Raw genomic sequence first — 15472 nt, 5'->3', positions numbered from 1 at the left:
ATATTTTTTCTACAAAATATTAACTATTTATCAACTACAACATTAAAATGGATATTGTCGTCATTTTCATTGTGAAGTCCGTCCCCTTCATGTCTTTTATCAGCAAAAGATTTGTCGCTGTAGAAAATTATCCATGCTTTTGGTTCTTTTAAGTTGATTTTATAAGTTACTTCACGTACCAATTTATCTTTGATAAAAGCTTTAATATTTACATTTATATCGCCGCTTTCCTCTTTTCTGTAGTTTGCCTTTGTAACAGTTTGACTAAAATCTTCATAGTACCCAAAGCAGGCAATATCTGCAGATGTATAGTATGTTCTACTAATCAATTTTTGTTTTTGATCCAATACAGTAGAAGGCAAATAGATTTTATTCAATGTAGGCAGTTCATTACCTTGCATTGCCCAATTTAATCCAGTATGAAAGTCTTTTTTGTTGTCAACAAACATACTATAACGAGATAGTTTATGTGCATCAATGGCATAAACATAACTTTTAGAACTAAACTTGGTTGTATCTCCTGTGTAAGTTACAATCAGTTTGGCAGTCACTGGCTTTGTTGTTTCTTTCGTATCATTCAAGTATTCTTTCTCGCAAGCTGTAAAGCAGAACACAGCTACATAAAGAATAAATAAGTGAAATAAATTTAGTCTTTTCATATGGCAGATTTTTTTGTGTGAAACAATTTTGTTTAATGTTTTATCAATTTTGTGTGTAAAGATACATATAAAAATTTTAAAAATATTGTTTTTATCAGGAAATTACTATTATGTTCAATTTTTATGCAAACGAAACTTTCATACACTGCTTTGAAAGCAATATCAATTCGTTTTTTTGTCTGTTGCCACTTTCGTCTAAGGTATCAATAACAACCTTTCCTTGTTTTAACAAGGTCTTGATTTCACCTACGGTTATCTGATGACCATTATACATACGCTGAACTCTGAACTTAATAGATTTTTCTCGTTGGAAAGGCTCACAAACAAAAGATTTAGTACCCACAACAATACGTCCTTGTTTAAGTAGGGCTATTGTATTGTCAAGAACAATCGTATAGTTTTGTATAACCGGAATGGAAGAGAATATCTTTCCAGTATTAGTAGAAAAACCGTCTATTATTATTTCTTCTCCCATTAGTACTTTTTCTATTTCTTCTTTATTAAAATGTCGATTACAAATATAATTTTTAACATGAAAATTACAATGTTCACATTGATAGCCATGACTATTACGATAGATGCGACTACCACAATAAGGACAATGAGTTGATAAATATTCTTTATTCATAGTTGTTCAAATAGTTTAATGATGATTGACCACACTTTGAGTAGAACAGCCACAAAAATGCAGAAACAATAAACAGCAGAAAGAAAGCGCATTTCATCAAGTCGGATAACTGATTCGCAACAATTAAGTTTATACTGTTTACAACGAAACAAGTTAATAACATAAAATCTTTCATTGGAAGTTATTTTGTGGAGGGGTGGCTAATCCCTCCGTTTCCTTGTTAGTCTGTTACCTCGTAGAAGTATTGCAACTCCTTACCGTGCAGATTCTCCTGCGCCCACTCATCAGCTTTGCGCCAAAGCTTGTCGTACACCCTTGCGATGGTGTCGTTCTTATCATACCACTGCCAAATCTTGTGGTTGAGCACCATCACAAGCTCGGGGAGGTAGATATGATTGGTTTGCCACTCTTTGAAAGCACGATTGAAGGTGTCAACGATAGCCTCGATACCCAACCTGTCCGCAATCGAAAAATCCATCCAAAAGGTGGTCTTCGGTTCGTAGCCAGTCATCGACATTGCGGTATTGAAACTGGCAGGAATTTGAATTGTTACCATGTTTTAAGTTTTATTGAAGTGATACTTTTCCCTTTAGTTTCCCACTGCTTGTCAGTGGTAGCTGGTCGGGATTGAATTTTTATGTGCATGGTAAGAGTGGGGGCGGAATGGATGCGCAAGGAATTTTTAGGGAATTTGGAATGGAAACCCAATTTTGATAAGTAGAAAAATTGTGGAGGGTCTATCCCAAATTCCCTAAAAATAGCTTTAGCGGTACTTTCGCAGAAATGAAGGCTACACTACCTTCGCACAATAAAAATCAATACTGACCAGCTACCCGATAAGAAGTAGGCAACGCCTACTGAATAAACAGCTCCGTAGGAGTAATGTAGGGATAAGAGAAAAAGAACAAAACTTACGATGGTGTGTTTTGCAGGGCTATCATGAAGTCTGTGCCATTGGCTCTGACGAATAAAGTAAAAGACTTTAGGGTAAAGTAGAGATAATAGGGATGGGGGGGATTCCCCAAAACATAAGGGCTACCTATTTTTTTTACAGGGCTAAAAGGAGTTCGAAAAAGATAAAAGTTAATCGAACTTCAAAATTAAAAAGAAAAATACCGCTTTAGAGTTGTTTTTGAGTTCGATTTACATTATCTTGGCAAACAAATAATAATCGAAAACACGCTATGGCGAATATTGGCTATGCAAGGGTATCAAGCAGAGAGCAGCATCTTGATATGCAGCTCACGGCATTGAGGGATAAGGGATGCCAGACTATCTTCCAAGAGAAGGTATCGGGCATCAGGCAACGCCCAGAGCTTGAAAAGTGCCTTTCCTTTCTTAGGGAAGGTGATACGCTCGTGGTCTATAAATTCGACCGATTGGGGCGGTCGCTCAATAACCTGTCGAAGTAAGATTAAATTACTGTGACTGGTTATTGTTTTAGGGCTATTATTCTTCATTAGTCAGAACATTAGTGAAGTAGGAGTTATCTTATGGTTGTGTTATATACTTCTTCGCCATCCTCATTGCAGACGATTGATACGGTGCCACCCTTGTAATCGGCAAAATAACTTTCGTTCGTCCCATTATATATTCTGATGTACTCCTTTGCCTCTTCAAGAGTCATATTGAATCCCTTGTTGTTGCTATTCTCACTGTCGTTGAAATAGATATCGTAAGTATTCATATTGTTTATAAGGTATTTTATTTCTAATTATGTTGCAAGAATACGAAAAGTATTCTATTTTTACCAAACAGAAAGGTTTGCTTGATATATTTTAACTTTCATTGGGTAGGGCATCAAGAATATTGGTAACATCCTCTTGTAGGAGATTAGCCCAGCCCACTTCATAATATTCTCTGTCCTCGTCGAGCATGATCAAAATACCGCTATACTCGGTTATAGGATACTTTACTGCCATAACTTTTGCTTCAACTTGACCTTCCATACCACCAATGGCTGCCTCGACATAAGGGTAATCGGCGAACCAATGGTATTCCTGGTCGAGACGGTTTCGCATATTCTCATTGAGTGAGCGTACTACCTTCTGTAATCCGCTGGTAGGCTGTTGTAAAATATCTATCTGTTTCATTTTTTTTCTTTTTTGTGAAGGGGTGGTTAGCCCCTCCGTTACCTGTATAGAATTACTTTAATAGCGTCTAAGCGATACAGACCATCCTTCCAATAAGAGATTCTTATGTATGACTTTTTGTCTATCAAAATCTGCTTGTGCAGCATCCTCGTTATTAACATAAACCTGTTGATAATTAACACCTGTCTCTGATGATACAACTGTTACAACCTGTACTGATATTGGTATATTCATAATTTACCTATTGTGGAGGGGGTGGTTAGCCCCCTCCATTACCTTTGTTATGCAACTACCTTATACTCGTGGACGTAGATGTAAGCATCGTAGTCTTCCTGTTCTTCATTCCACTTGTCGATGTCCTCTTTGGTGACGTGTTCCCTGCCCATCAGTTCTGCCACATAGCTCATAGCCTCTTCTTCCTCTGAGAAATACTCATGGTCGTACTGGTTGTTAATGGCAGACTCCACATAGAACCTATCGGAGAAATACTTGCCTTCGGCATCGTTGGTGGCGTATATCTCACATCCCAGTTCCTCCACACTGAAATAGATAGTTAGGTTAGGCATAAGCTCTCCCAAAACCTCGTAGAAATCCGTTGCACCCCATGCCTCTTCTGCGTCGATGCGAAGTACATCCCCATCATATTCATAATACTGGATGAAACCACGAAGATATTTCTTCATCTGCTCGTTGGTAGCTCCCAACGTCTTTACGATGTTACCTTCCCAACCGTCGCTTGCCGTTTCTGCTACAGGTTTCTTACGACCTTCCATAAAGTCATCAATTACTTGATATACTTTGATTACATCCTCTTTGCTACCCTCAATAACGTAGCTTGTACTTGCCCAATTTGCCATAGTCGTTTATTTTATATGTTTATACTAATCATTTGTTCTTTCTACTAACAAGTAAATGTGTTGATGCGCTGCTCGTCCACTTCCCATTCGTAACCTCTATTATTGCACTGGGTTTGTCGATAATTCATAAGCTGCTGCACATCATGTTCTGTCATATCCTCATAAGCAACAAGTTGCGTACAAGCATCAATAAAATCTTCTCCAATGTAGATAAGCTCTTTCGAGTTACGAGTATGCCATTCGTCGGTTTTATAAAACAAATAAATTATAGCTTGCATATTGATAATATTTTAAGTGTGATACATTTCCCTTTAGTTTAGCTGCTTTTGCAGCATCGCTGTCGGGATATCAAATTTTATGTGCAATGGGAGAGCAAGTCCATAAAGTAGATAAACCAAGTAATTTTGCGATATTGTTATGGAAATCCCAAATCTCTGATTTGTGGAAGGCTGCCATAAGAATATCACAAAATAGCGCAGCGGTACTTCGGTGTTCTGACGGACTTGCTACCTTTGCTAAGTAAAATTAAATCCAGGCAGTGATTGCAGGAGTGTAAACGATACATATAGGGTTATGATTATGACACCAGGTGTAATTTAGTAGCTATTGCCTGGCAAGGCACCAATATTGGAAGATGTCCTAACCTCTCTCCCGAAGTCCCTTGAAAGACTCTGCTGCGCCTCTGAATAGAGGTAGGAATAGTGTCTTTCATGGGATGAAAACGGCACGACCGTTTTCAGGGTTTCTGCGTAGCCTGTGTTCTATCAAGCTGCTTCCCTCTTAGCCGTTGTCGAAGTGAAGCGGATGCGGAACAGGACTGAGGCGTAGATGGGGGCAGAATGATGGTACACTGGCGGAGCAGCTGGGGAATGAGGTAATACAACATAAGGGAAAATGTATAGACCAAAACTTGCAGCAGCGTGTTTTGAAAGGAACGGTAATTGCTATTACACAAAGTAATGGCTTTTGCTAACCAGGACTAAATCTTAATGAATAGGGCATAGAAGAATGTATGCTGCGAACTGTGGAAGCAGCACCTGGCGCACAAAATGCCCCTACGACAAAGTAGGGACATCATGCAAGTAGATTATGGACAAAAAGTATTCAAATCTACCATCATTGAGTTGTACACTGCTTTTGTGTAGCCTTCTTTTTTCAACTTGGCGACCTCTCGCCTTGAATATGACATTGCTTGACTTTTATCCATACCAAACTTACTTTTCATTGGGCGATTAGGGCGCATAGTTTGTACCTCGTAATACTCTTGATAGATGGGGACGTATGTCTTGCGCTTGATAATTTCTACTCTTGGATAACGTAACATATTAGAAAAAATTTGCGCCCCGATGGTTAGTCGGGGCATTACCTTAGATTTAGAGGGTTGCAAGCCTTTCAGCTGCCTTGCAAATGAGGTCTTTTAGTTGCTCTTTGTTGAGTTCGGGCAAAAGGTCTATGACCATAAACTTTTCTGTGTCCTCGATAGCTACACCTCGCTTGGCAAGGATATACTTGATGTCTAAACTGCTGAAATCGTTGTATGCCTTACCACTACCAACTTCATTGCTTGGCTCAGCATTTGTGAAAGATGCGTGGTTACTACTTTCCAACTCGGCAGGTTCTCCAATACCGATGAAAGCATCAATACGAAACTTGCGTTCTTCGCCCTTGTCGGTGTCGAAATAGACAAAGTATCTGCCCGATACATCAATGTTGTCTGAAAGGATGCCATGTGCATATCTGATTGTTCCGTCTGCCTTGCGATAGGCAAAAGCGGTCTTGCCCTCTTTCTTCATCTTCTCTTTGAGTTTGACTACCAATGCAAGGCAAATGTTATGATGCTCGTCAATGGTACTTTGGCGAAGTTCGCCCACCTCGACAAGGTTCTCAATTATAAATGACCTCCAACCTTTGCAGTCTACATCATAGTAGGCAAATGTATAGTTATATTGGTGATGCTTAGAAGTGCCTTTGATGGTGTGTCCGATGCCATACAAGGTTCCACACGCATGACGCTCTGTGCCGTCTTTCTTACGATACACAAAGGAAACGATACCCCTACGAAGTTTCCAAACCAATGTTTCAAATAGTTTTTCCATATCTTGCAATATTATTTTTAATGATACATTTCCCTTTAGTTTAGCTGCTTTTGCAGCATCGCTGTCGGGATTTCAAATTTTATGTGCAAGTGGTAAGTAAGTCCATAAGGCAGATAAGCAAAGTAATTTTGTGATATTCTTATGGAAAACCCAAATCTTTGATTTGTGGAAGGCTGCCATAAGAATATCACAAAATAGCGCAGCGGTACTTCGGTGTTCTGACGGACTTGCTACCTTTGCTAAGTAAAATTAAATCCAGGCAGTGATTGCAGGAGTGTAAACGATAACAAAGAATTTAGGGCTTTGCGCAAAGACTAAAGGGTAAAGAATGGCAACGTTGCCGTAGGCTTTAAAATAAGATACTGTCACGACCGCTCTCCCAAAGTCCCTTGAAAACCTCTGTCGAAATGCTTCGTAGAACATGAGACTGTGGTTTTCATGGGATTAAAACAACATTGTCTGTTTTAAGGGTTTCAGCGTAGCCTGTGTTCTGTAAAGCAGAAAGGATAAGTACACTCATGTATATGAGATAAGTGCGTTCCTGATGCTTTACAGGACACTGGCGAAGCTGTCGAGGGGGATAGTAGAAAACATTAGGGAAGATAAGAGTACGAAAAATAGGCTATAGCGTATTTTAATCGGGCTATTAAAGACTTTGTGCGCTATGCCGTCATGTGTTTTAGGGTTGGTTAGATTAATGAGGGCTTTATATCTCTGTGTGCTGCGACCATTAGGAGCAGCACACAAAAAGATGCTGACAATCTTTTGACGAAAGCCAGCATCTAAAATGATATATACACTTATTGCTACAAAAGGATTACGCTAAGCAAAAGGGGGATTTTATACGATTTCAAAAGTATAAACGTAATCATCACTTCCAGAGTCAGCATAGTTAGCATAGAACTTTACTTCTCTTGTCTCTACTTCTGCTATTGTAGCATTTTCTGTTAACAAGCTGTTGCCATTCTTTAGCTCAACAAAGAAACGCCCAATATAGTCAGATTTATATCCCCATGGAAAGAAGTCATATAGAGAACAACCTTTCTCACGGACATCATAGCCGTAGTTTCTTGCACATACCTCAATTTTCTCTCTCAGCTCAGTTTCTGTTGAAACATTAGCACACTCGATTTTAAACTTTTCGATTGTAAACATAGCTTTTAGTTTTATTTGTTTGTAAATTTAATAATTTCCCTACTTGCATGTAAGTACCAAGTAGGGAAATGTATTCAACGTATTATTGTAAGTTGCTTAATTCTGCTTTGCGTTCCAACTTCACAATATCCTCCCATGAACACCATTCAGGTTTTAAGTCTTCGGTGATTTCGTTCCAACGTCTCTTTAACTCATCTATGGTTTCCGCAATGGTATCACCCCAAAGCCCATATTTATCATTGTGATAACGAAAGTCTTGTTTATCAAGTTCTTCATCGCCTGTCTTTCCAAAATATGCTGTCAAGTCATTGTATATCTTCGATAACATCATATACCCTCCTCTGCAATGGTACTCTCTAATTTCTCTATCTGTGATAGGGTTTATGACTTCAAAATCACACTGCAAAGGAAATCCTGGTTCTCCGTCCATATCATTAGATGGAAGACAATGATATAACTCCGTTGGAATTACGTTGGTAGCTGGATTTAGGTCAAGGTAAAAATTACCTTTCTCATCCTTATAAGCAATCTGCCCACTGTAGTTTCTTCCTACTCTCTGTAACTTTAATTTATCCATATGTGCTATTTTAAAGTGAATACTTTTCCCTTTAGTTCTCTGCTGTTTACAGAAGGAGACTATCGGGCTTTCAAATTTTACGTGCAAATAAGGTAGTAAGGTCATCAGGAAGATAAGCAAAGTAATTTAAGGATATTCTCATGGAAAACCCAAATCTCTGATTTGTGGAAGGCTGTCGTGAGAATATCCTTAGATAGCATGGCGGTACTTTGTGTTCTTACGACCTTGCTTACCTTTGCAAAGGAAAATTAAAGCCAGATATATCTACTATAGAATAGTTGAAAACTAATCAAGATAGATATTTTGAAGATTTATCACTCAAAATATCGTATATAGGGCTTATTTTGTAACTTTGGAGTAATCAAAGACAATAAAGGCTATGGTAAAGGTAATTCATGTGCAACTAATGGAAGGGAGGAAGAACTATTATTTCGGATCTATTCCTGCAATTTATAGTGTACTGACAGCAGAAGATATTGGTATCAAGCAACGTTCACTGGAAAGAGTAGGGCTAAGTAAAGGAGGGGTGGTGTTAAACAAGAAGGCTATCATTCGAGCTTCGGAGTTGATTAGGGCGAAAACGAACTGCAAGGGAAAGGGAATTGGAAGTGTTGAAAAGTCAACTAAATGAAACATTTGATATAATCTGATATAAAAGGTTCGATTCCTACTTTTTGCGACTTCTGTTATTCATTGAAAAACAGGTAATTACAAATGCTGAAAAATATTTACATAAAAAAGCGTTTTTCAGGATTGAACAAATTTTCGGAGAAAAAAGTGGGGCAAAAAGTGGGGCAACTTTGGGGCAAAAAGTGGGGCAACTTTTTAGTATAGATAAATAAAAAGTCCCTAAGTTGTTGTAACTAAGGGACTTAACTTGCTGTGTGATGCGGAGAGAGAGGAAAATGACCATTTCGCTGCAACTCCTTGTATCATAGTCTTTTATTTTTTTATCCTTTTTAATTGTAGCCATATTGTAGCCACAACAGAGTATTTTGAGAGTACACGCAGATACTGCTACCCGAAATGCGCACTTGCATTTCTTGGGTTCAAAAGTACAAAAAAGTAGAACATCCTCCAAATGATTGTGGGAAAATGTTTTAGAAATCTTTTGGCTACAATTTTCAGTGCATGGTGCAAGTCTATATATATAGATAGACCTTGCACCATGCACTGACAGTCCCAAAGGTGTGATTGATATGGCAGGCTCAATATTTTCGCCTACGTATTGGGCAACACGGCAACAAATAACGCATAATGTTAAAAATGCAAAATGGCAATATAATGCCAATATTGGCAATTTAATATTCTTTCTAAAGCCCTATTTGTTAAGAACTTTGCAGCATTATTTCTAACAAAAAGACGGATACATATGAATACAAAGAAACAAAACTCCGGAAGTAATGCAAAATTCTACGTTGTACTTCCGACACTTGAAATCATGCTCTCCGCCAGCAAAAACTGCAAGCTAAGGGCAGGCTATGCCAATATGGAATATTCCAACTTTATGAAACACTGCAAGATGCAGACCGACCTTCGTATCAACACTTATGCAAGATGTGCGGCAGCCTTCGATATGGACGTGCTCTTGATACATCTCCCCAAGGGTATGATTGAGTCCATGATAGCAACCACGCCCCATAAAAGCCTTCGCTTCTCCACAATGGAGCAGGAAGATCTCATCGTCATTCTCAATCGGCTGTGCAAGCTGGACAGTAGAAGATTTAAGCAGCATCTTATGCAGTTATTGCACCAATTGGGGAAGGACTCTGAATTTCCAGACGGATGATAATCCACGGAGAGCAACTATTCAATCCTAAACTGAAAAGAGAAGTGGCATATGACAGAAGAAGACAATTTACAAAAGACGGTAATTGCAGAGTTACGCTCACTAAGGAACGACATGGAGCGGATAGCCGGCTTTATCGTGGAAATGAGACGCGATTATTCCGTTTTGGAGGATAAGATGGAACTCAGTTCCTCCGACGTCATCAGACTCTTGGGCATTTCGCGGGCATCCCTTGCCCGATGGAGGGACACCAACGCAATCCCGTTCAGGTATATATCATGCAACCACGTTGCCTATCCGTTCAAGGGACTTTACGTCGCCATCAAGAGCGGACGTGCCTCCTTCAAGGGTTTCAGACGAGTGGAAGCCCTACAACGGCTCAACGCCTACAAGGATGGTGTCCTTAAAGGATATATGGGTGATGGTCAAACTTTATTTGAGGAGCTATGAACATCAAAGAAGAAATACTGAGCCGAACCAACAAAGGACTGGATGTGTTCTGCTTCTATATGCCTATCGACTTTGTGCCAAAGCGCAATTTCCGAAATCCTATGTATGACGACAGGCGTGCATCGTGCAATATCTATCTCGACAACAAGTCCGGCTGCTACCGAATGAAGGACTTTGGCAACGATGCCTACTCCGGCGACTGCTTTTGGTTTGCAGCCACAATGCTCGGACTGGACGTGAGGAAAGACTTTGTTAAGGTGCTTGAAACCATAAATCGGGACTTGCAGCTGAATATTTGCATTGAAAGGAAAGAACATAGTAATCCCCACACAATGATGATGAAGCCTTGCAAACCACCCTTAGTACAACCACCTAACCAGCTCAAGAAGATGGAAGGTAAAAAATGGTACAAGCTAATTGAGCAATCTTTCAATGTCAAAGAACTAGACTATTGGGAGCAATACGGCATTGATGCTAAGACTCTGCAACGTTTTCATGTAAAGTCGCTTGCTCGCTATGAGTCTGTCTCCAATCAGGGAAAGCCGTTTACTCTTGGTTCTACACATGATGAGCCTATGTTTGGATATAGCATGGGGAAGTTTGTAAAAGTCTATCGCCCTAAGAGTAAGCTGCGCTTTCTTTATGGGGGTGAGAAAGTGAACGACTATGTCTTTGGCTTCCAGCAGCTGCCCAGCAAAGGGGATGTTGTTTTCATCACAGGTGGGGAGAAAGACGTGCTTTCACTTTCGGCTCATGGTTTCAACGCCATCTGTTTCAACAGTGAGACGGCACAGATTCCTGAGAATATCATCGAAGGATTGCAGCTTCGCTTTCAACACATTATTATATTGTACGATACGGACGAGACAGGTGTAAGGGAAGCTAAACGGCAGACAGATGCATTTGCTCAATACAAGGTATTGAGTCTAACCTTACCATTGCAAGGGGGTAAGTCGGAGAAGGATATATCGGACTTCTTTGCCTTGGGCAATGAAGCAAAGGACTTGAAAGTGCTTCTTAATGATATGTTCACCAATATGTATGCACAGACGATGATGATATTGCAATCTTGTGAGATAGACTACGATAATCCGCCAGACGCTTCAAAGTCGGTGGTGGCAGTAAATGGTGTTCCGCTTGGAACGCAGGACAATCTGTTTTGTATCACAGGTGGAGAAGGAACAGGCAAAAGCAACTACATTGCCGCCATCCTTGCTGGCACTCTTGGGAGAGAACGATTAAAGGCAGAGCAAACCTTGGGATTGGAAGTAACTGCCAACCCCAAAGGATTGGCTGTACTTCACTACGATACAGAGCAATCGGAGGCACAACTCTATAAGAACTTGGAGAAGACACTTCGCAGGGCTGGTATCAAGTCCGTGCCAGAGTTTTATCATTCCCTCTATCTAGCATCGCTATCACGCAAGGACAGACTGAAAATCATTCGTGAGAGTATGGACTTGTTTCATCACAAACACAGTGGAATTCATCTTGTGGTCATTGACGGTATAGCAGACCTGATACGCTCCGCCAACGACGAAACAGAGAGTATAGCCATCGTGGACGAACTCTATCGATTGGCAGGAATTTACAATACTTGTATCATTTGCGTACTCCATTTTGTACCCAACGGCATCAAACTCAGAGGACATATAGGGTCTGAACTGCAACGCAAGGCTGCGGGCATTCTCTCCATCGAGAAAGATGACAATCCCGAATACTCGGTCGTCAAGGCATTGAAAGTGCGTGATGGAAGCCCGCTAGATGTGCCGATAATGCTTTTTGGATGGGACAAGGAAGCCGATATGCACGTTTATCGTGGAGAAAAGTCGAAAGAGGATAAGGAAAAACGCAAGACCGATGAACTGTTGGCTGTTGTAAAGTCTGCATTCCGTGCCAAACTAAAGCTATCATATCAAGAGTTGTGCGATGTGTTGATGCGTGAAATGGAAATCAAGGATCGAACGGCAAAGAAGTACATTGCCTATATGAAAGAGCAGCGTATCTTGTCGCAAGACACAAGTGGTAACTATCAAAAAGGAGAATTATGTCATACATAGACCAAAGAACCGAAGATACATGGCAGAAACGCTTGTTTGACAAGCTGATGACTGTTGAGAGTAAACTTGACCATCTGCTGTTTTTGCAAGAGCAATCTGTCGATACGACCATTCACCCTCCATTGAAACCCGAATACTTGGACATCATCGACGTTTCCAAGATACTCAAAGTGGAGCAGAAGACCATCTATAACTGGGTTTGGGCAGGGAAAATCCCCTTTCTCAAGGCTAACGGTCGATTGCTTTTCCTTCGGGAAGAGATAGATGAAATGGTACGGAAGCGAGATGGCTGGTAATTGATTTCCTGATTAGATTATTTTTGTTGTGTAAATGCAAGTGTTTACACAACAAAATAATTACCTTTACAAGTAAAAAGTTAGTTGCGGATTTACCGCTCACAAAGATAACAGTACTCGCTTATTTCTTTGATAAGGAATTTACCATATATTGTTTGAAACTATTGAACCGATAAAGATAGGGTTGCAGACAAAAAATATTTGTAATTTCTACATTTGATGCTACTTTTAATGGAAAATTCATCGCTTGCAATGATTTTTTCGGCATTTTCCTTGCGCATTCAAAAAAAAGTAGTAACTTTGCAGTCAATATGACCTCCCACGCTTCTCATCAGAACAGCGCACCCGGGGAGGTCTTCGAGTTTATATACGGTTATGAGGTACGAAAAGAAGCCCATAGACACATCTGAGCAGGTTAAAAAGTTATGCGATCGAGGACTTAATATTGGAGACGAAAAACTTGCGTCCCAATATCTTTATAATATAAGTTATTATAGATTACGAGCATACACATACCCTTTTCAAAATAACGGGTCAGTCGTAAAACCCAGTTGCATCCCTCTCCTCTCATGCACATAATTTCATAAGCCTGTAAAGGAAGAAAGGAATATCCGTTACTCCCCTGAACTGTGCCCTGAAGGCTTTGACTTTTGCATTGAAGGATTCAGCATTGGCATTTGTGGCTCTGTTGACAAAGAAATTCAGTATGCTATCATAATGGTTCTTAAAGGTGTCAATCACCGTATAGAAATTATCCACGCCCAACTTCTCTACCTTATTAAACCACTTAGCCAGTTTCAATCTTGCCGCGTCCTTGATGCTTCTGGCATTATAAATATCGGTAAGTTCCATGGCCAGGTCATAGGCTTTTTTGAGTTCGGGGTAGTTTTCAAAGATTATTTCCGCCCTTAGCCTTTGCGATTCTGTCCACTTGGACTTGTGTTTAGTCAGTATAAACTTCGCCCTGGCAAGCAGTTGCTTGCGTGTGTCACCGTTGCTATATCTGAATGGCTTGTAGGTTTCGTTCTTGGCTTTGGCTTCCTTCATCTCCTCATTTTCTCTGTCCCTTGCCATCCACCGATAGGCTATACGCATGTCGTCCAAAGCGTCATAGTAAAGTTTCTGCACATGAAACCTGTCACTGGTGATGAGTGCCTTGGGGAACACCGTGCGCGCAATGATCATCATAGAGGAAGACAAGTCGAGCGTTATCTCCTTGACAGTCTTTCTTTTGGAAAGGTCAATCTTTTCCAGAACACGGATCACATCTTCGGCTTTTGTTCCCCTGACCACAGCTACCAGCGTACCCCTGCCACCTTTGCCAGCCTTGTTGGTCAGAAACGTATAGACCTCACCGCTGCTCAGACAAGTCTCATCGATACTCAGGCTCTCTCCCAGGTTCTCATCAAACAGCAGCCAGTCTCCCGCATGCGACAACTGCTCCCACTGGCGATAATCGCTGAAATGCTCCTTGTATTGGGTGGAAAGCTGCTTACCGTCTACGCCATAATGAGAGCCGATACCTGTAATGCTCTCCGCAGTAGACTCAATTCTATTCTTTTAAAAAAGAAACGAACTCAGGGGATAGTTTGCTGCCCTCAGCCGTCAGGTCATCGTAAGAATAACTGAATATCTCACCCGTGGAACTGTCACGCCATTTTCGACGGCGGACATGAAGGTAAACTGGCTTGCCACGAAGGGGAAAGTCATGGACAACCCGTTCGGCGGTAAAGCCGTAACTGCTTACTGTGCCAGCCTTGCGGTCTGCTTCTTCCATAAAGTTACGCTCATCCAACCAGAAGTCTATCTGGGAAATACTCTCTTGGATATCTATCACATCAAAATAATCTGCGAGTATCTCTGGAAAGATACAACGCAACAATTGCTCGGTCTTCATGATGCAAAGATAACAAATACTTATGAAATTATGTGCATAAGGAGAGAGGGATGCAACTGGGTTTTACGACTGACCCAAAATAACGGGGAAGGTGCTAATCACGAATTTCTGAGAAAGGACATTTCTTTTCAAGATGTGATAGACCTTTATTGTTTTGATAGGCGTTTACGCTCTTTAATCTTCAATGCCATTGAAAAAATCGAGGTGGCATTAAGAACAAGAATCGCCTTAACTTATTCCGTTGATGAAAATGACGCCTTTTGGTTTCTCAATCATAAGTTATACTTTCAGCACGATAAGTTTATCGCATTGACACGCAACGAGATTATAGATGATAAACCTGTTGTAGGGGATTTAATGAAAGAGGTCAAGCGAAGTAATGAGGAATTTATAGCTCATTATTATCAAAAGTATAGCGAACCTGCTTTTCCGCCAGCGTGGATGACCTTAGAGGTTGTTTCTATGGGAACATTGAGTAAGTTGTTTTTTGCTTTGGACAAGAATAATCCTTCTAGTAAAACAATCTGCAGAGATTTGGGACTATACAATGTCGATATTTTGAAGAATTGGATGCACGGTTTATCGTCTTTACGCAATACTTGTGCCCATCATAGTCGTGTATGGAATCGCCGCTTTACAATAGCCTTGAAGTTTCCTTATAGAACGAATTATCCTTTCTTGTCAAAGCAAGAAGCTGCAACGATAAGGGACAATAAGTTGTTTGCCTACTTATCTGTAATTTTGTATTTGCAGCAAATAATCAGTCCTGATAGCTCATTTAGAAAGAGTTTGCTCACCCTATTGGACAAATCTCCCAAATTGGTAGTTTTGAAAGATATGGGCTTTCCTGAAAAATGGAGAGAATACTCTTTGTGGAAATAATATAATACGATGGTGTATCAATTATGATACACC

The 15472-nt window shown here is 40.3% G+C and carries 19 protein-coding genes and 2 pseudogenes; 8 read left to right on the top strand and 13 right to left on the bottom strand.

Translation table 11 applies throughout. From position 1 onward, the window contains the following. Window positions 1–23 precede the first annotated feature (23 nt). The 3 genes from PREBIDRAFT_RS08360 to PREBIDRAFT_RS08350 form a co-directional block, all read right to left on the bottom strand. Window positions 24–659, bottom strand: coding sequence for a hypothetical protein (locus PREBIDRAFT_RS08360; protein WP_004338284.1), 636 nt, complete (start codon window positions 657–659; stop codon window positions 24–26). A 121-nt stretch (window positions 660–780) separates the two neighbouring features. Next, complete coding sequence (locus PREBIDRAFT_RS08355; protein WP_004338283.1) at window positions 781–1287, bottom strand: hypothetical protein; 507 nt, start codon at window positions 1285–1287, stop codon at window positions 781–783. Between the two features lie 220 nt (window positions 1288–1507). Beyond that, complete coding sequence (locus tag PREBIDRAFT_RS08350) at window positions 1508–1843, bottom strand: hypothetical protein (RefSeq protein ID WP_004338282.1); 336 nt, start codon at window positions 1841–1843, stop codon at window positions 1508–1510. A 628-nt stretch (window positions 1844–2471) separates the two neighbouring features. On the opposite strand from PREBIDRAFT_RS08350, the pseudogene PREBIDRAFT_RS08345 reads away from it, so the two are divergent. After that, window positions 2472–2690, top strand: a pseudogene (locus PREBIDRAFT_RS08345) (recombinase family protein); the annotation flags it as partial. A gap of 83 nt (window positions 2691–2773) precedes the next feature. Here PREBIDRAFT_RS08345 and PREBIDRAFT_RS08340 read toward each other — a convergent pair. The 8 genes from PREBIDRAFT_RS08340 to PREBIDRAFT_RS08305 all read right to left on the bottom strand — a co-directional run bounded on the left by PREBIDRAFT_RS08340 (window position 2774) and on the right by PREBIDRAFT_RS08305 (window position 8065). Then, entirely contained in the window at window positions 2774–2974 is a 201-nt protein-coding gene (locus PREBIDRAFT_RS08340; RefSeq protein WP_004339701.1) for a hypothetical protein, read from the bottom strand. A gap of 91 nt (window positions 2975–3065) precedes the next feature. Next, on the bottom strand, window positions 3066–3380 hold the full coding sequence (locus PREBIDRAFT_RS08335) for a hypothetical protein (RefSeq protein WP_004339700.1): 315 nt from the start codon (window positions 3378–3380) through the stop codon (window positions 3066–3068). 281 nt (window positions 3381–3661) lie between these two features. Then, entirely contained in the window at window positions 3662–4237 is a 576-nt protein-coding gene (locus PREBIDRAFT_RS08330) for a hypothetical protein (RefSeq protein ID WP_004338280.1), read from the bottom strand. A gap of 44 nt (window positions 4238–4281) precedes the next feature. Beyond that, window positions 4282–4515, bottom strand: a complete 234-nt coding sequence (locus PREBIDRAFT_RS08325) for a hypothetical protein (protein ID WP_004339699.1) — start codon at window positions 4513–4515, stop codon at window positions 4282–4284. An 809-nt stretch (window positions 4516–5324) separates the two neighbouring features. Next, on the bottom strand, window positions 5325–5600 hold the full coding sequence (locus PREBIDRAFT_RS08320; protein WP_004339698.1) for a hypothetical protein: 276 nt from the start codon (window positions 5598–5600) through the stop codon (window positions 5325–5327). A 10-nt stretch (window positions 5601–5610) separates the two neighbouring features. Then, a complete protein-coding gene (locus PREBIDRAFT_RS08315; protein ID WP_004338278.1) occupies window positions 5611–6333 on the bottom strand; it encodes an SH3 beta-barrel fold-containing protein in 723 nt (240 codons plus the stop codon). Window positions 6334–7173: 840 nt separating this feature from the next. Continuing rightward, a complete protein-coding gene (locus PREBIDRAFT_RS08310) occupies window positions 7174–7488 on the bottom strand; it encodes a hypothetical protein (RefSeq protein WP_004339697.1) in 315 nt (104 codons plus the stop codon). An 82-nt stretch (window positions 7489–7570) separates the two neighbouring features. Beyond that, window positions 7571–8065 carry an LPD11 domain-containing protein gene (locus PREBIDRAFT_RS08305; protein WP_004339696.1) on the bottom strand — a complete coding sequence of 165 codons (495 nt, stop codon included), beginning with the start codon at window positions 8063–8065 and terminating at the stop codon, window positions 7571–7573. 379 nt (window positions 8066–8444) lie between these two features. Between PREBIDRAFT_RS08305 and PREBIDRAFT_RS08300 the strand changes: the two genes are divergently transcribed. The 6 genes and pseudogenes from PREBIDRAFT_RS08300 to PREBIDRAFT_RS11835 all read left to right on the top strand — a co-directional run. Beyond that, entirely contained in the window at window positions 8445–8696 is a 252-nt protein-coding gene (locus tag PREBIDRAFT_RS08300) for a hypothetical protein (RefSeq protein WP_004339695.1), read from the top strand. Between the two features lie 876 nt (window positions 8697–9572). Further along, window positions 9573–9854, top strand: a complete 282-nt coding sequence (locus tag PREBIDRAFT_RS08295; RefSeq protein ID WP_231093088.1) for a hypothetical protein — start codon at window positions 9573–9575, stop codon at window positions 9852–9854. Between the two features lie 51 nt (window positions 9855–9905). Next, window positions 9906–10304: a hypothetical protein gene (locus tag PREBIDRAFT_RS08290; RefSeq protein WP_004339692.1), complete on the top strand. Its 399-nt coding sequence runs from the start codon at window positions 9906–9908 to the stop codon at window positions 10302–10304. Beyond that, window positions 10301–12364, top strand: a complete 2064-nt coding sequence (locus tag PREBIDRAFT_RS08285) for a bifunctional DNA primase/helicase (RefSeq protein WP_004338288.1) — start codon at window positions 10301–10303, stop codon at window positions 12362–12364. The genes PREBIDRAFT_RS08290 and PREBIDRAFT_RS08285 overlap by 4 nt, the downstream gene beginning before the upstream one ends. Further along, window positions 12352–12660 (top strand): helix-turn-helix domain-containing protein, encoded by a 309-nt coding sequence (locus tag PREBIDRAFT_RS08280; protein ID WP_004338289.1) that lies wholly within the window; start codon window positions 12352–12354, stop codon window positions 12658–12660. Before PREBIDRAFT_RS08285 ends, PREBIDRAFT_RS08280 begins: the two co-directional genes overlap by 13 nt. 375 nt (window positions 12661–13035) lie before the next feature. Further along, window positions 13036–13194, top strand: a pseudogene (locus PREBIDRAFT_RS11835) (Abi family protein); the annotation flags it as partial. 33 nt (window positions 13195–13227) lie between these two features. Here PREBIDRAFT_RS11835 and PREBIDRAFT_RS08275 read toward each other — a convergent pair. Beyond that, window positions 13228–14211, bottom strand: a complete 984-nt coding sequence (locus tag PREBIDRAFT_RS08275) for an ISAon1 family transposase (RefSeq protein WP_434783405.1) — start codon at window positions 14209–14211, stop codon at window positions 13228–13230. Between the two features lies 1 nt (window position 14212). Further along, entirely contained in the window at window positions 14213–14557 is a 345-nt protein-coding gene (locus tag PREBIDRAFT_RS08270; protein ID WP_004339691.1) for an ISAon1 family transposase N-terminal region protein, read from the bottom strand. A 30-nt stretch (window positions 14558–14587) separates the two neighbouring features. On the opposite strand from PREBIDRAFT_RS08270, the gene PREBIDRAFT_RS08265 reads away from it, so the two are divergent. After that, the gene (locus tag PREBIDRAFT_RS08265) at window positions 14588–15439 is read left to right on the top strand and encodes an Abi family protein (protein WP_004339690.1); all 852 of its coding nucleotides are present in this window, start codon (window positions 14588–14590) and stop codon (window positions 15437–15439) included. Window positions 15440–15472 lie beyond the last annotated feature (33 nt).

Origin of the sequence: Prevotella bivia DSM 20514 (assembly GCF_000262545.1) — a bacterium.
GTDB lineage: Bacteria > Bacteroidota > Bacteroidia > Bacteroidales > Bacteroidaceae > Prevotella > Prevotella bivia.
The sequence above is the reverse complement of the archived record's forward strand: the minus strand, read 5'-3'. Positions and strand labels throughout refer to the sequence as shown.

Excerpts from the sequence above, each read along its gene's own strand:
- PREBIDRAFT_RS08305 (WP_004339696.1), bottom strand. The coding sequence starts at position 8,065 with ATGGATAAATTAAAGTTACAGAGAGTAGGAAGAAACTACAGTGGGCAG.
- PREBIDRAFT_RS08315 (WP_004338278.1), bottom strand. The coding sequence starts at position 6,333 with ATGGAAAAACTATTTGAAACATTGGTTTGGAAACTTCGTAGGGGTATC.
- PREBIDRAFT_RS08270 (WP_004339691.1), bottom strand. The coding sequence starts at position 14,557 with ATGAAGACCGAGCAATTGTTGCGTTGTATCTTTCCAGAGATACTCGCA.
- PREBIDRAFT_RS08340 (WP_004339701.1), bottom strand. The coding sequence starts at position 2,974 with ATGAATACTTACGATATCTATTTCAACGACAGTGAGAATAGCAACAAC.
- PREBIDRAFT_RS08350 (WP_004338282.1), bottom strand. The coding sequence starts at position 1,843 with ATGGTAACAATTCAAATTCCTGCCAGTTTCAATACCGCAATGTCGATG.
- PREBIDRAFT_RS08335 (WP_004339700.1), bottom strand. The coding sequence starts at position 3,380 with ATGAAACAGATAGATATTTTACAACAGCCTACCAGCGGATTACAGAAG.
- PREBIDRAFT_RS08280 (WP_004338289.1), top strand. The coding sequence starts at position 12,352 with ATGTCATACATAGACCAAAGAACCGAAGATACATGGCAGAAACGCTTG.
- PREBIDRAFT_RS08265 (WP_004339690.1), top strand. The coding sequence starts at position 14,588 with ATGTGCATAAGGAGAGAGGGATGCAACTGGGTTTTACGACTGACCCAA.
- PREBIDRAFT_RS08360 (WP_004338284.1), bottom strand. The coding sequence starts at position 659 with ATGAAAAGACTAAATTTATTTCACTTATTTATTCTTTATGTAGCTGTG.
- PREBIDRAFT_RS08285 (WP_004338288.1), top strand. The coding sequence starts at position 10,301 with ATGAACATCAAAGAAGAAATACTGAGCCGAACCAACAAAGGACTGGAT.
- PREBIDRAFT_RS08330 (WP_004338280.1), bottom strand. The coding sequence starts at position 4,237 with ATGGCAAATTGGGCAAGTACAAGCTACGTTATTGAGGGTAGCAAAGAG.
- PREBIDRAFT_RS08320 (WP_004339698.1), bottom strand. The coding sequence starts at position 5,600 with ATGCCCCGACTAACCATCGGGGCGCAAATTTTTTCTAATATGTTACGT.
- PREBIDRAFT_RS08325 (WP_004339699.1), bottom strand. The coding sequence starts at position 4,515 with ATGCAAGCTATAATTTATTTGTTTTATAAAACCGACGAATGGCATACT.
- PREBIDRAFT_RS08295 (WP_231093088.1), top strand. The coding sequence starts at position 9,573 with ATGAAACACTGCAAGATGCAGACCGACCTTCGTATCAACACTTATGCA.
- PREBIDRAFT_RS08290 (WP_004339692.1), top strand. The coding sequence starts at position 9,906 with ATGACAGAAGAAGACAATTTACAAAAGACGGTAATTGCAGAGTTACGC.
- PREBIDRAFT_RS08310 (WP_004339697.1), bottom strand. The coding sequence starts at position 7,488 with ATGTTTACAATCGAAAAGTTTAAAATCGAGTGTGCTAATGTTTCAACA.
- PREBIDRAFT_RS08355 (WP_004338283.1), bottom strand. The coding sequence starts at position 1,287 with ATGAATAAAGAATATTTATCAACTCATTGTCCTTATTGTGGTAGTCGC.
- PREBIDRAFT_RS08300 (WP_004339695.1), top strand. The coding sequence starts at position 8,445 with ATGGTAAAGGTAATTCATGTGCAACTAATGGAAGGGAGGAAGAACTAT.